Source organism: Catenuloplanes japonicus (genome assembly GCF_000717135.1).
GTDB lineage: Bacteria > Actinomycetota > Actinomycetes > Mycobacteriales > Micromonosporaceae > Catenuloplanes > Catenuloplanes japonicus.
This window is the reverse complement of the sequence record NZ_JNXY01000002.1, coordinates 305,743-318,435: the sequence shown is the minus strand read 5'-3', so window position 1 is coordinate 318,435 and position 12,693 is coordinate 305,743. Positions and strand designations below refer to the sequence as shown.

General features: G+C 73.1%; 13 protein-coding genes. 8 read left to right on the top strand and 5 right to left on the bottom strand.

The window, feature by feature from the left end; genetic code table 11:
- Positions 1-17 precede the first annotated feature (17 nt).
- Both OP04_RS05425 and OP04_RS05420 read left to right on the top strand, forming a co-directional pair.
- Positions 18-644 (top strand): acyl-CoA-like ligand-binding transcription factor, encoded by a 627-nt coding sequence (locus OP04_RS05425; RefSeq protein WP_033338337.1) that lies wholly within the window; start codon positions 18-20, stop codon positions 642-644.
- Positions 645-743: 99 nt separating this feature from the next.
- The gene (locus tag OP04_RS05420) at positions 744-2,171 is read left to right on the top strand and encodes an FAD-dependent monooxygenase (protein WP_033338336.1); all 1,428 of its coding nucleotides are present in this window, start codon (positions 744-746) and stop codon (positions 2,169-2,171) included.
- Between the two features lie 261 nt (positions 2,172-2,432).
- Here OP04_RS05420 and OP04_RS05415 read toward each other — a convergent pair whose 3' ends face one another.
- Together OP04_RS05415 and OP04_RS05410 are read right to left on the bottom strand one after the other, a co-directional pair.
- Positions 2,433-3,146 carry a VOC family protein gene (locus tag OP04_RS05415; RefSeq protein ID WP_033338335.1) on the bottom strand — a complete coding sequence of 238 codons (714 nt, stop codon included), beginning with the start codon at positions 3,144-3,146 and terminating at the stop codon, positions 2,433-2,435.
- 88 nt (positions 3,147-3,234) lie between these two features.
- Positions 3,235-3,591, bottom strand: a complete 357-nt coding sequence (locus OP04_RS05410) for a GntR family transcriptional regulator (protein ID WP_051797121.1) — start codon at positions 3,589-3,591, stop codon at positions 3,235-3,237.
- Between the two features lie 618 nt (positions 3,592-4,209).
- On the opposite strand from OP04_RS05410, the gene OP04_RS05405 reads away from it, so the two are divergent.
- The 3 genes from OP04_RS05405 (at position 4,210) to OP04_RS52980 (ending at position 7,530) form a co-directional block, all read left to right on the top strand.
- Positions 4,210-6,498, top strand: a complete 2,289-nt coding sequence (locus tag OP04_RS05405) for a transglycosylase domain-containing protein (protein ID WP_051797120.1) — start codon at positions 4,210-4,212, stop codon at positions 6,496-6,498.
- Between the two features lie 283 nt (positions 6,499-6,781).
- A complete protein-coding gene (locus OP04_RS05400) occupies positions 6,782-7,396 on the top strand; it encodes a hypothetical protein (protein ID WP_157239315.1) in 615 nt (204 codons plus the stop codon).
- The gene (locus OP04_RS52980) at positions 7,393-7,530 is read left to right on the top strand and encodes a hypothetical protein (protein ID WP_157239313.1); all 138 of its coding nucleotides are present in this window, start codon (positions 7,393-7,395) and stop codon (positions 7,528-7,530) included. Before OP04_RS05400 ends, OP04_RS52980 begins: the two co-directional genes overlap by 4 nt.
- 41 nt (positions 7,531-7,571) lie before the next feature.
- Here OP04_RS52980 and OP04_RS49175 read toward each other — a convergent pair whose 3' ends face one another.
- Both OP04_RS49175 and OP04_RS05390 read right to left on the bottom strand, forming a co-directional pair.
- Positions 7,572-8,174 carry a glycine-rich domain-containing protein gene (locus tag OP04_RS49175; RefSeq protein ID WP_157239311.1) on the bottom strand — a complete coding sequence of 201 codons (603 nt, stop codon included), beginning with the start codon at positions 8,172-8,174 and terminating at the stop codon, positions 7,572-7,574.
- A 61-nt stretch (positions 8,175-8,235) separates the two neighbouring features.
- Positions 8,236-9,090 carry an EamA family transporter gene (locus tag OP04_RS05390; RefSeq protein ID WP_033338333.1) on the bottom strand — a complete coding sequence of 285 codons (855 nt, stop codon included), beginning with the start codon at positions 9,088-9,090 and terminating at the stop codon, positions 8,236-8,238.
- A 90-nt stretch (positions 9,091-9,180) separates the two neighbouring features.
- On the opposite strand from OP04_RS05390, the gene OP04_RS05385 reads away from it, so the two are divergent.
- A complete protein-coding gene (locus tag OP04_RS05385) occupies positions 9,181-10,044 on the top strand; it encodes a LysR family transcriptional regulator (RefSeq protein ID WP_232323487.1) in 864 nt (287 codons plus the stop codon).
- Here the strand turns inward: OP04_RS05385 and OP04_RS05380 are convergent.
- A complete protein-coding gene (locus OP04_RS05380) occupies positions 10,024-10,812 on the bottom strand; it encodes an endonuclease/exonuclease/phosphatase family protein (RefSeq protein ID WP_033338332.1) in 789 nt (262 codons plus the stop codon). The genes OP04_RS05385 and OP04_RS05380 overlap by 21 nt on opposite strands.
- Positions 10,813-10,974: 162 nt before the next feature.
- Here OP04_RS05380 and OP04_RS05375 point away from each other — a divergent pair, with 162 nt between their 5' ends.
- Both OP04_RS05375 and OP04_RS05370 read left to right on the top strand, forming a co-directional pair.
- Complete coding sequence (locus OP04_RS05375; RefSeq protein ID WP_033338331.1) at positions 10,975-11,748, top strand: TSUP family transporter; 774 nt, start codon at positions 10,975-10,977, stop codon at positions 11,746-11,748.
- A gap of 24 nt (positions 11,749-11,772) precedes the next feature.
- A complete protein-coding gene (locus tag OP04_RS05370; RefSeq protein ID WP_033338330.1) occupies positions 11,773-12,684 on the top strand; it encodes a nucleoside hydrolase in 912 nt (303 codons plus the stop codon).
- Positions 12,685-12,693 lie beyond the last annotated feature (9 nt).

The window sequence follows — 12,693 nt, the reverse complement described above, 5'->3', positions numbered from 1 at the left end:
TTGTGTACCGTGGTGGCATGGGGTTGCGGGAGCAGAAGAAGCGGGAGACGCGGGCGGCGCTGAGTTGGGCGGCGATCCGGTTGATCGTGGAGCGCGGCGCCGAGAACGTGCTGGTCGAGGACATCGCGGCCGCGGCCGGCGTGTCGCCGCGGACGTTCAACAACTACTTCTCCAGCAAGGGCGAGGCGGTCGCGGCCCGGCATCTCGACCGCGGCCTGCGCCTGGCGGAGGATCTGCGGGACCGGCCCGCGGACGAGCCGTTGTGGACCGCGGTGCTGCAGTCCGCGCTGGCGCGCCTGGAGCCGGGGCCGGAGGTGGCCGCACACCCGGCCGAGCCCGGTCCGGAGCAGTGGGCGGCCGGCGTGAAGGCGATGATGGCCTCGCCGTCGCTGCAGGCGGAGATGCTGCGTGCGGGCGTGCGGGCCGAGGCCGAGATCGCGGTGGCGGTCGCGTCCCGGACCGGCACCGACGCGGCCCGTGATCTCTATCCGAACCTGGTCGCGGGCGCCATCACCGCGGCGATCAACGTGTGCCAGCAGCAGTTCATCGCGCGTGGCGCGTCCGCGTCGCTGCGGGACCTGCTGACCGAGGCGCTGGCCCTGACCGCGGCCGGCTTCCCGGAGCCCGGCACTCAAAGGCGATAAGCAACCGCCGCCACGGTACGCCCGAGGCGTCATCCACCACTGTCGTGCACCCGGCCGGAACGTCGGGCGATCACCCGTACCCTGAAAAGGGGATTTGTCATGAATTTTGATGTTGTCGTGGTGGGCGCGGGCCCAAACGGGCTCATGGCCGCCTGCGAACTCGCGCTGGCCGGCGTGCGCCCGCTCGTCGTCGAGCGCGACCTCACGCCGCGTACGGAGCAGCGGGCCAACGGCATGGTCGGCCAGATAGTCCGGCTGCTGCACCGGCGAGGCCTGCTGGAGCGGCTGACCGGCGACCCGAATCCCCCGCGGCCGGCGCCGGGGTTCATGTTCGCCGCGTTCCCGATGCCGTTCGGGCGGCTCGGCACGGACAATCCGGTCTACACCGTGCTCGTCCCCCAACATCGGGTCGAGGAGGTCCTCGCGGAGCGGGCGGTCGAGCTGGGTGTGCAGATACGCCGGGGCGTAACGGTCACCGGACTGGATCAGGACGCTTCCGGGGTCACGCTGGCCTGTGCGGACGGTGCCCGGATCACCGCCGGGTGGGTGATCGGCGCGGACGGTGGCAGGAGCGCGGTGCGGAAGCTGGCCGGCATCGGTTTCCCCGGCGTCACCCACGACCGCACGGTGTCCCGGAACGCGCACGTCGCCCTGGACGACGCCTTCCGGACCGCCGACGGGATGCGTGTCCCCGGATACGGGGTGATCCCGGCGTTCCTGCACACCCGGCTGGAGCGGGGCATGGTGTCGTTCGCGCCGTTCCCGGACGGCCGGGTGATGGTCAACGTGTCCGAGCACGCGGACGTCGACGAGGACGTGCCGATGAGTTTCGCGGAACTGGCGGACGCGTTCACGCGCGTGGTCGGCGCGCCCGCCCCGTTCACGGAGCTGCGGCCGGCCGGGATGATGCGCCGGCTGACGGGCGGGAACACCCGGCTGGCGGACCGTTATCGCGACGGCCGGGTATTTCTGGTCGGCGATGCCGCGCACGTGCACTCCGCGATCGGCGGGAACGGCCTGAACCTGGGCCTGCAGGACGCGGTGAACCTGTCCTGGAAGCTGGCCGGGGCCGTGCACGGGTGGGCGCCGGACGGGCTGCTGGACACCTATGAGGCGGAGCGGCGTCCCGCCGGTGAGCGGGTGACGATGCAGACGACCGCGCAGGGGGTGCTGGTCGGCCCCGGCCCGGAGATCACCGCGCTGCGGTCGCTGGTGGGTGCGCTGCTGGAGGACGAGTCGGCGCTGCGCCGGATCGCGGGGCTGATCTCGGGCGCGGACGTGGTGTACCCGGGCACGTCGCGATGGTCGCCGGAGGGGGTGCGATCGGACGCGCGGCCGGTGCTGATCGACGCGTCGGCGGACGGCCGGTTCGCGAGGGTGGCGGCGCCGTGGGCGGATCGGGTGCCGGTGGTGGCCGCGGGCGGCGGCGGGGTGAGCATGCTGGCCCGCCCGGACGGGTACGTGGCCTGGGAAGGCACGGAAGGGGAGCTGGTGCCGGCCCTGACGCGCTGGTTCGGCCCGGCCTGACCGCCGCTACCCGCCCTTGGTGATCCGGGCGTCGTTCACGTCGTTCCAGCGACTCGGATGACGCCTGGATCACGCGTCCTCGCCCTCTCCCGGTCGGGGCTGTCTCCCGATGTTGACCGAGTGGGCCGTCCACGAACGATCACCGGCACCCTGCCGGTGATCGGGGACGCCTTGATCCTGGAGGGTGCGGCACCCGTCGAACGGCGGCGGACACCCCACCGGCCACTCCCGATCATGGCGTCCGGGCGGCGTCGACGTGCCTTACGCCTGCGGGCCGGGGCCGGTCGACAGCCACGGGGTGAGCAGGGCCGGGTCGGCGACCTCGGCGCGGACCCGGTCGCGTTCCTCCGGGGTCAGCGCGAGGCCCGCGAGCCGGGTCCCCCAGCCGGTGGTGTCCTCGCCGAGCGCGGCCGACAGTTCGATCAGCGCGGCGAGCGCCGCACCGATCTCGGCCGGGGTCGCGCCGTCGGCGTGGCGGCGCAGCCCGGAGTTGAGCGCGCGCCAGGCCGACAGGTCGTCGAGCCGGGATTCGCGCAGCGTGCGGGCGTTGTCGAGCACCTTGGCGAGCCCGTGCAGATGTGCGGCGCCGCCGTACTCCACCTCGGGCGCGTCGCGCTGGATGAAGATGAGCGAGTTCCCGTCCGGGTCGGTGAGCGTGAACCGGCTCGCGCCCGGCCGGAAGCGGGTGATCCGCGGCTGCCCGGTCGCCGGCACCGTGCCGTAGCCCTCGCGCATCCGGGTCGCGAACGCGGCGTGGTAGTCCGCGACGGTGTCGACCATGACGAGGCAGGTGCCGGTCCCGCCGTGTGACGCGCCGTAGTGCACGTCGAGGCCGCCGAGCCGGAACGCGAGGTAGGGGTAGGGCTTGGCCTGCTCGTACTCGACGGTGGCGCCGAGCGCGCGCCAGAATCGCAGGGTCTGTTCCGGTGCCGCGCAGGGCAGCACCGGCACGACGGTCTCGTTGGCCTCGATCATGTGCGGCGCCCTTCGTCGTTGCGGGTGTGTGCGCAGTCTCGCGCAGTCACCGCCCGTGACGCACATGAAAATCCGCTATGCCCGATTTTCAGAGGCCGAGCGCGGCCCTTGCAAGATCAAGAGCTTGGTCCGGGGGTACGCCGATGGCGCGCATCGCGGTCGCGTACTGCCCCGCGAGCCGCAGCGCCTCCGTGGAGACTCCTGCCGCCCGCGCCGTGATCACGGTCCCGTGCCGGCCGCGCGTCTCGACCAGCCCGGACTGCTCCATCTCCCGGTAGGCGCGCGCGACCGTGTTGACGGCGAGCCCCAGTTCCCCCGCGAGCGCCCGGACCGCCGGCAGCCGGGTCCCGGCCGGGAGGGTGCCGTCGCGGGCCTGGGCGGCCACCTGGTCGCGGATCTGCGCGTACGGGGGTGTGTCCACGTCGGTCTCGATCACAATGCGCACCCGGTCGACCTTACGGCCCGGGAAACCGGTGCCGTGCCGACGGCAACCTTTCCGGGGGTGCGTCCGTCCTTCCCGGAACATGTCCGACCGTGGCGGCACCGGTGTCCGGTGCGCGCCACCACGACCGGCAAGGGTTGACGAATGAGTGCGTACGGCGATCCCAGTCCTCCGCATGGCAGGGAACCGGGTCCGGGCGGTGGTGGCCGGGTGCCGGGCTCCGGCGATCAGGGACGTGGCGGGGAGGGTCCGCGGGCCTCGGGCAGCGCACGGGTGCCGGACGCACCCACCGGCGGTGCCGCCGTCGGCGGGGCCCGGGTGCCGGGCACGGGTCCGGCCGCCGGTGGGGCGCGCGTGCCGGGCGCACCAGGTCCCGGCCGGGGTACAGGCCCGGCGGTCGGCGGCGCGCGGGTGCCGGACGCGCCGGGCGGTGCGGGGCGCGCGTCCGTGGGCGGCGGGGCACGGGTGCCGGGCACGCAAGGTCCCGCGCAGGGTCCGGCGGTCGGTGGGGCGCGGGTGCCGGGTGCGCCGGGGCGGGCGTCCGTGGGTGCGGCAGCCCCGGGTCGTGCATCGGTTGACGGCGCCGGTGTCCGTCCGGTCACGCCACCGGATCTTGCAGGCGTGTCCGGGCCGGGCCGCCGTCATCGTGGCGCCGCGTCCGCGGATCCGGTGCTGGCGAAGCGGGTGCGGCGCCGGCGGATCGCGAACTGGTCGATCGCCGCGTTCGCCGTGGTCATCATGGCCGCCGGTGTCGGCATTGTCGGTGTCACCTACGCCTTCGACGACATCCCGGACATCAACACGTTCGAGCCGGAGACGTCGACGGTGCTGTATGCGGACGGGTCGGAGTTGACCACGCTCGGGAAGCAGAACCGCACGGTCGTACCGCGGGAGAAGATCTCCGAGGTCGTCAAGCATGCGGTGGTGGCCGCGGAGGACAACAAGTTCGAGAGCCACCACGGGATCGACATGAAGGGCATCGCGCGGGCGGCCTGGAACAACATCACCGACGGTGATACGCAGGGTGCGTCGACGATCACGCAGCAGTATGCGCGGCATGCGGCGGATCTGACCGGGATCAACTACAACCGGAAGATCCGTGAGGCGTTGCTGGCGCGGAAGATCGAGGACACGTACAGCAAGGACGAGATCCTGTCGTTCTACCTGAACGCGATCTACTTCGGGCGGGGCGCGCACGGCATCGAGGCGGCCGCGCGGGCGTACTTCAACAAGTCGGTCACGGTCGCGCCCGGTCAGGAGGGTGCGATCACGCCGGCCGAGGCCGCGGTGCTGGCGGCCGTGATCAAGCAACCGGAGCCGGAGAAGAACGGCCATCAGGGGTACGACCCGCACTACAACGAGCCGGCCTCGCGGGAGCGCTGGGGTTACACGCTCAACAACATGGTGGAGCTGGGCTGGTTGTCCGCGGCGGACCGGGCGGCGGCGGAGTATCCGAAGACGATCGACTACGACCCGGACGCCTGCCAGTTGCAGTGTGTGGGTGACAAGCCGATCGGGCACGCGATGGCGTACGTGCGCGCGGAGCTGAAGGCGATGGGGATCACGGACGCGAACCAGAAGCCGTACCGGATCACCGTGTCGATCAACAAGGCGGCGCAGAAGGCGGCCGAGGACGCGGCGTCGCGGCTGAGCGCGTCCTCCCCGATGCACGGTCTGGGGGAGAACCATCAGGCCGCGCTGGTCGCGATCGATCCGTCGAACGGTCGGGTGCTGGCCTACTACGGCGGGGACAAGGGGTCGGAGTTCGACTTCGCGGGCCTGAACGGCGGCCATTCGCCGGGCTCGACGTTCAAGATGTATACCCTGGCCGCGGGTCTGCGGGAGGGCATGTCGATGGAGTCGCGGTGGGACGCGACGATCGTCGAGGACGCCGAGCGGGGCCGGTCGATCTCGAACGCGGGCCGTGCGGTGCCGGCGTGCAAGCAGTGGTGCTCGCTGGAGGAGATGACGATCAAGTCGTGGAACAGCCCGTTCTATCTGATGACGAAGGCGATGGGCCCGGAGAAGGTCGTCGCGGTCGCGCGTGACGCCGGGGTGCGCAGCATGTGGACCAACGACGACAAGGAGATCGATCTGAGCACGGTGGAGCCGTCCGCGGTCGCGCCGAGCAAGTTCGACGTGGAGGTCGGGTTCGGGCAGTACCGGGTGAAGGTGCTCGAGCACGTCAACGGCCTGGCGACGCTGGCGGCGCGGGGCACGTACAACGCGGCGCATTTCGTGGTCGGGGTGGAGAAGAAGAACGCGGCGACGGGTGAGTGGTCGCGGGTCAACGGTGAGCAGTTGAAGCCGGACCGGCGGTTCGACACGGAGCAGATCGACAGCATGCTGGAGGTGCTGCAGAAGATCCCGGCGTCCAGTGACGGCAACAACGTGGCGCTGGCCGGTGGCCGGCCGGCGTTCGCGAAGTCCGGCACGTGGGAGCTCGGCCCGGACGATCCGGCCGCGAACGGTGACGCCTGGTACCTGGGTGCGACGCCGCAGATCGCGACCGGTGTGTGGGTCGGCACGATCGGCGCGCGGAAGCCGTTGCAGGACGCGGACGGCAATCCGATCTTCGGTGGTCAGGAGCCGGCCAGTATCTGGAAGATGTTCATGGACACGGTCGGCAAGGAGCTGAAGCTGCCGGTGAAGCAGTTCCCGGAGGGCAGTGCCGTCGGTGATCCGTCGGTGCTGGCCAACGGTGTCTCCCCGTCGCCGAAGCCGGCCCCGAGCAGCCCGAAGCCCGGCCCGAGCTGTGCCGTCGGCGATTTCGACTGCCTGTTCGGCTCCCCCGGCGGCGGTGTCCCGGGCGGCGGCAATCCCGGCGGCGGGAACCCTGGTGGTGGGACGTCCCCGGAAGTGACCTCCCCGCCGCCGAGCCCGTCCCGCCCGCCGGGCGGCGACGACTGAGCCACCTGGCCGGGTGCGGAGCGCTCCGCACCCGGCCGCGGAGCGCTCCGCTGTGCGGGTGTGACTCGGCGCCCGTGCCCGCCGACGCGGGATCGCCGCGCCGTCGCCGTGACCGACAACAGCGCCGGGGACGTGGTGACCACGGAGCTCGGTGACGTGAGGGTGAGGCGATGCTGCGCCGGTCGGGACGCGCGGCCCGTGACTCCGGCCGGACGGGAGGCCCGGCTGAGGCAGCGATCGCCGGCCGGGCCCTGCTGAGGCGGTGAGCGCTACCGTGGAGGTCGTGACTGTGGCCGGGCACGGTGGTCGGGGCGCCGCCGAGGCCGGCGCGTGTCCGGCGGAGCTGGGCCAGGCGATCCTGGCCGGCGCGCTCGTCCTCGCGGGCCGGGTGCTCAGTTACGACGCGGACCCGGTGCGCCGGTGGTCCGCTGATCGGGCCGATTGCAGCAGTTTCGTGCAGCGGGTGCTGTGCGGGGCCGGGGTCGTGGCGTGCGAGCCCGGCCCCGGGCACCGCAATGCCTGGAGCGCCCGCGCGTTCGCGACCAGGGACGACGTCTTCGTCACCGTCGGTGCGGCCGAGGCCTGTCCGGGCGACGTCCTCGTCCAGGGCGGCTTCGTGACCGCTGCCGACGGCGTCACCCGGTGGAAGGCGCATTGCGGGGTGTTCCGGCAGCGGGCGCATCCGGGGCTGCTCCATGGGGTGTCGATGGGCCGTCGCGGACCTGTCGTGAACGGTGTGTGGGGGGCTGCCCCGCCCCGCGGGCATTACCCGTTCGGCGCGGGACTTCTGGTCCGCCGGCTCCGGTCCTGTGAGCCGACGGCCGCCGAGGCTGGGCCGACCTTGCCGCCGTCCGCGTCGAGGGGGCGGGGAGAGCGGCAGCGGGCGGTGACCTGGTGAGCGTGCCTGTCCGGCCCGGACCGGCACGTTCACGATTCAGCCGCCGGTCGTTGACCGGTCCGCGCGCGGACGACGGCCTGGCCGCGATGCCGGCCGGCGACGTTCGCGCGCCGCACGTGCCGGCCCGCTGGTGATCGGGCTGGCCTGCCCGGTGATCGGGGCGTCCCTCATGTCGTCAGAACGACTTCGGGGACGCCCCGATCTTGGAGGGTGTGGCACCCGTGGCACGTTGGTGGACGGCCCGGTAGCGGTGGGTCGATTCGCCGGTCCACAGGTCTGCGCCGGCGCCGGTGTGCCGCATGGCGGCGACGGTGGCGGCGGTATCCCCGCCGCCGTCCTCGGTGCCGCAGCTGCACTCGGCCGCGCCCGGGGCCGTCTCCGTGGCGTCGTCGGCAAGGCTGTCGCCAGGACGGACGTCGCTGGGGAAGTGGTGCAGGTAGCGGCCGGCTATCGCGTGGCAGAACGCCGTGTACTCCGGGGTGTAGGTCATGAAGGTGTGCCAGCCGAGGTCCGGCATCGGTGCCGGGCTGTGGCCGGGGTGCGCGGCGGCGAAGGCGAGGAACCCGAGGGCGTCGTTGAGGATGCGCCGGGCGAGCGTGTCGTCGATCGCCAGGTGGGTGTGGTCCTTGACGATGCGCCGGGTGAGCCGCGCTTCGAGCTGGTCGATCATTGCCGTGGCCCGGTCCGGTGCGATGCGGATGTGTCGTACCAGATGGTCGATCATCGCTTCTCGGTGCGTCGTCAGCAGGCGCAGGTGCGGTAGGTCGTGTGGATGCATGTTGGCCGCCTTTCAGCAGCTGGTGCCCGATGGGGGATGCTCCGGAACCTAAATTGTCTAGTCAATATAGCCCGACGGTGCGCTCCGGGTGAACGGCGATCGGCACGGGCGCGTCCTCGTGCCGGTCGCCGGTGCGGGCCGCGCCGATCCCGGCCGTGACGACCAGGGCCACCCCCGCGAGCGGCCCCCAGCCCGGCGTCTGGGAGATGAGCGCCCACCCCGCGAGCAGCGCGATCGCCGGTTCAAGGGCCATGAGCACGCCGAACGCGGTCGCGGTCAACCGGCGCAGGGCGAGCAGTTCGAGCGTGAACGGGACGACCGTGACCAGGACCGCGAGCCCGGCACCCCCGATCAGCAGCACCGCATCCAGTTCCCCGTAGACGGACAACGGCGTGAACGCGGTCGCGACCAGCGCCGCCACCGGGATCGACACGGCCAGGGGTGCGAGCCCGGTCGCCTGGTCGCCGGCGCGCTGGGTGAGCAGGATGTAGCCGGCCCAGCAGGCCGCCGCCGCGAGCGCGAACCCGATCCCGGCGAGCGGTGCCGCCTGCCACGGCCAGGTCAGCAGCGCCACCCCGCCCGCGGCGAGCAGCGCCCACAGCAGCCGTCCTCGCCCGCGTCCTCGGCACACCGCGACGCCGAGCGGCCCGAGGAACTCGATGGCGGCGGCGGTGCCGAGCGGCATGCGCGCGGCCGCGGCCATGAACGTGAGCAGCAGCGCGCCGGTGACCACCCCGAGCGCCACCGTCGTCGGCGTGACGTGGCGCCGTCCCGGCCGGGCGATCGCGAGCAGGATCAGCGCGGACCAGGCGAGCCGCAGCCAGACGACGCCGGCGGTGCCGAGGGGGTCGAGGAGGTGGACGGAGAGGGCGAGCCCGATCTGGATGCAGACCATGGCGGTGACCGCGTAGCGCATGCCGGTATTCAACGGACCCGGGACTGTTCACGTCCACGTGAAGATCATGGACGGATTGTTCGTAAGATCTGGATGGTGGAGACGCGGCGGTTGCGGTTTCTGACGGAGCTGGCCCGGCGGGGTTCGATGCGTGCGGTCGCGGACGTGCTGCACACGACGACGAGCACGGTGTCGCAGCAGATCGCGGCGCTGGCCCGGGAGGTCGGCACGCCGCTGGTCGAGCCGGACGGCCGCCGTGTGCGGCTGACGCCGGCCGGTCGACGGCTGGCCGGTCACGCGGACGGGATTCTCGCCGCGGTGGAGGCCGCCCGCCTGGATCTGGATCCGGCCGCGGTCCCGGCCGGTGTGGTGCGGGTGGCGGGGTTCGCGACCGGCATCCAGGCGTCGCTGCTGGCGGTCGCGCGCACGCTCGCCGCCGATCATCCCCAGGTCCGGTTGCGGATCCTGGAGCACGAGCCGGACGAGGCCCTCGCGCTGCTGAGCACGGACGGCTGTGACCTGGTCCTCGCCTACGACTTCACGCTCGCGCCCGCGTTCGTGGGCGCGCCGCAGCAGGTGACGCCGCTCTGGGCCCGCCCGTGGGGCCTGGCCTTCCCGCGGTCCGCGCCGGTCCCGGCCGGCGACGCCGTCACGATCTTCAGGGCTTTCCGGGGGTACGAGTGGATCGTCAACTCCCGCGGTGCCGCCGACGAGCAGGTCGTCCGCACGATCGCGTCGATGGCCGGATTCCTGCCGGACGTGACGCACCGCGCCGACAGCCTCGACCTGCTCCAGGACCTGATCGCGGCCGGTCTGGGCGTGGGCCTGCTCCCGGTCGGCCTGCCGCTGCGCGACGGCGTGCGGTTCGTGCCCCTGCACGGCCCGGAGGTGGTGATGCGCGCGTACACGATCACCCGGGGCGGCCGGGACGTGTGGGCGCCGCTCGCGCTGGTCCTAGACCTGTTGCACGGGTGAGGCGAGCGTGACGACGAGCGGCCGGTGGTCGGACACCGGCACCTGCGGCGTGTCCGCGACCAGCACGGTGCCGAACCCGCCGGCGCCGCGCGGGTCGAGCAGCACGTGGTCGAGCTGCAGCTGCGGTGCCGGGCTGGGGTAGGTGGCGGCGCGGGCGAGGATCCGCCACCGGGAGATCCGTCCGGCGACCGCGGCGGGCAGGTTGAGGTCGCCGGTGAGCAGCCGTGGCGCGGGCATGGCCCGCAGCGCCCGGATCGCGGTGCGCAGCTGGACGAGGTTCCAGCCGGGGACGAACGACAGGTGGGTGGTGGCCACGGTCAGGGTCCCGCCCCACGGCGGTTCCACGATCGCGGCGAGGAGCACGCGGGGTTCGTCGCGGACGAGGACCGGCCGTGGGGTGAGGATCGGCGCGCGGACCGGGGCGGCGGGCAGCCGGACGATGCGCCACTGCCGGACCGGCCAGCGGGAGACGAGCCCGATGCCGTAGTTGGGTTCGTCCGCGCCGTCGTCGTCGTGCGTGAGCGCCCGGAACCCTTCCCCGGGGGTGCCGACGACCGCGGCCGCGAACCGGTGGTGGGCGGCGCCCATGGCGTCGGCGGCGAGCGCGGTGAGGTCGAGGTGGTGGCTGCGGGCCTGGGCGCGGTCGACCTCCTGGAGCCCGAGGATGTCCGCGTCGAGCGTCGTGACGGCGTCGGCGAGCCGTCCGGCGTCGACGGTGCCGTCCCGCAGGGACCGGCCGTGCAGGAGGTTGAACGTGGCGAGGCGCACCCTGTCACGGTAAGGGGTGTGCCGTCCCGGTCCGGCCCGTAACCGCGACCGGACGGCGGGTACGGTGGCGTCCGTGCTGGCTAAAGCCCTGTTGTGTCTCGCTCTGGTGTTCGTCGCGGGTGCCGCGGCCGGTTTCTGGCTGCGTAACCGGCGGGGGCTGTAGTGGATCCGTCCCAGATCGGAATCCTGCTGGTCGCCGCCGCCGCGGCCGGCTGGGTCGACGCCGTCGTCGGTGGCGGTGGCCTGTTGCTGCTGCCCGCGTTGATGATCGCGGCGCCCGGGGTGCCGCTGGCGACCGCGCTGGGCACGAACAAGCTCGCCGCGATCGCCGGCACGGCCACGGCCGCGGTGACCTACGCCCGCCGGACGAAGATCGACTGGTGGGTGGCGGGCCCGGCCGCGGCGTGTGCGGTGGTGCTGTCCGGGGTCGGCGCGGTCCTGGCCGGCAGCGTGCCCGCGGGCGCGTACCGGCCGGTGGTCCTGGGGGTGCTCGCCGGGGTGGCGTTGTTCGTGACGTTCCGGCCGCAGATGGGCGTCACCGCGCTGCCGGAGAAGCGGACCCGGACGCGGGCGGCCGTCGTGATCGCGATCGCGGGCGGCCTGATCGCGTTCTACGACGGCATGATCGGCCCGGGTACGGGCACGTTCCTGGTGCTGGCGTTCACGACCGTGATCGGCGCGGACTTCGTGCACGCCTCCGCGATGGCGAAGATGGTCAACGCGGGCACGAACCTGGGCGCGCTGATCGTGTTCGGCGCGGGCGGGCACGTCTTCTGGACGCTGGGCGCGGCGATGGCGGTCTGCAACATCGTCGGGGCGGCGTTCGGGGCGCGGATGGCGTTGCGGCGCGGGTCCGGTTTCGTCCGGATCGTCCTGCTGGTGGTGGTGCTGGCCCTGCTGGTGAAGTTGTCCTGGGACCAGTGGTTCGCGGCCTGACCGCGTGTTGCGAGGATCGTGCGGATGAGACCTCTGCTGATCGACTGTGATCCCGGTATCGACGACATGGTGGCGTTGTTCCTGGCCTGCGCCAGCCCCGAGACGGACCTGATCGGGGTGACGACCGTCGCCGGGAACGTCGGCGGCCTCCTGACCACCCGCAACGCCCTCGACGTGCTCGCGTTCGCCGGCCACCCGGACGTCCCGGTCGTGGCCGGCGCGGCACGCCCGCTGGTCGCGGAGAACCTGCGCGGCCACCGCGGCGCGCACGGCGACCTCGGCCTCGGCGGGGCGCGGCTGCCGCAGTCGCCGTCGCAGGCACGCGACGGGCACGCGGTGACGTTCCTGGCCGAGGCGATCTCCCGTTCCGCGGCACCGGTGACGCTGGTCGCGACCGGCCCGCTGACCAACGTCGCGCTGCTGTTCGCGCTCCACCCGGAGGCCGCCGGCCGGCTGGAGCGGCTGGTGGTGATGGGTGGCGCGATCGCGACCGGGAACATCACGCCGGCCGCGGAGTTCAACATCTGGGCCGACCCGGAGGCCGCGCACCGGGTGCTGACCGCGCCGGGCGTGGACGTGCTGACGACCATGGTCGGCCTGGACGTGACCCTGCGGACGCTCATCACCCCGGACCGCGCCGCCGCGCTCGCGCAGACCGGCCGGGCCGGGCGGGCGGTCGCGGACGGGATCGCCGAATACCTGGCCGGCACGGACGGCGGCATGCCGATGCACGACGCGGTCGCGGTCGCGGAGGCGATCACACCGGGGATCCTGGACTGCCGGCCGTGCACGATCGAGGTCGACTACGGGCCGGGGCCGTCCCGGGGGAACACGCTGGTGTCGTTCCTGGGCGCGGGCACGACCACGGTCGCGGTCGGCGCGGACCACCCGGCACTGACCGAGTTCGTCCTGGAGCGGGTCGCGACGCTCGGCTGACCTATGCTC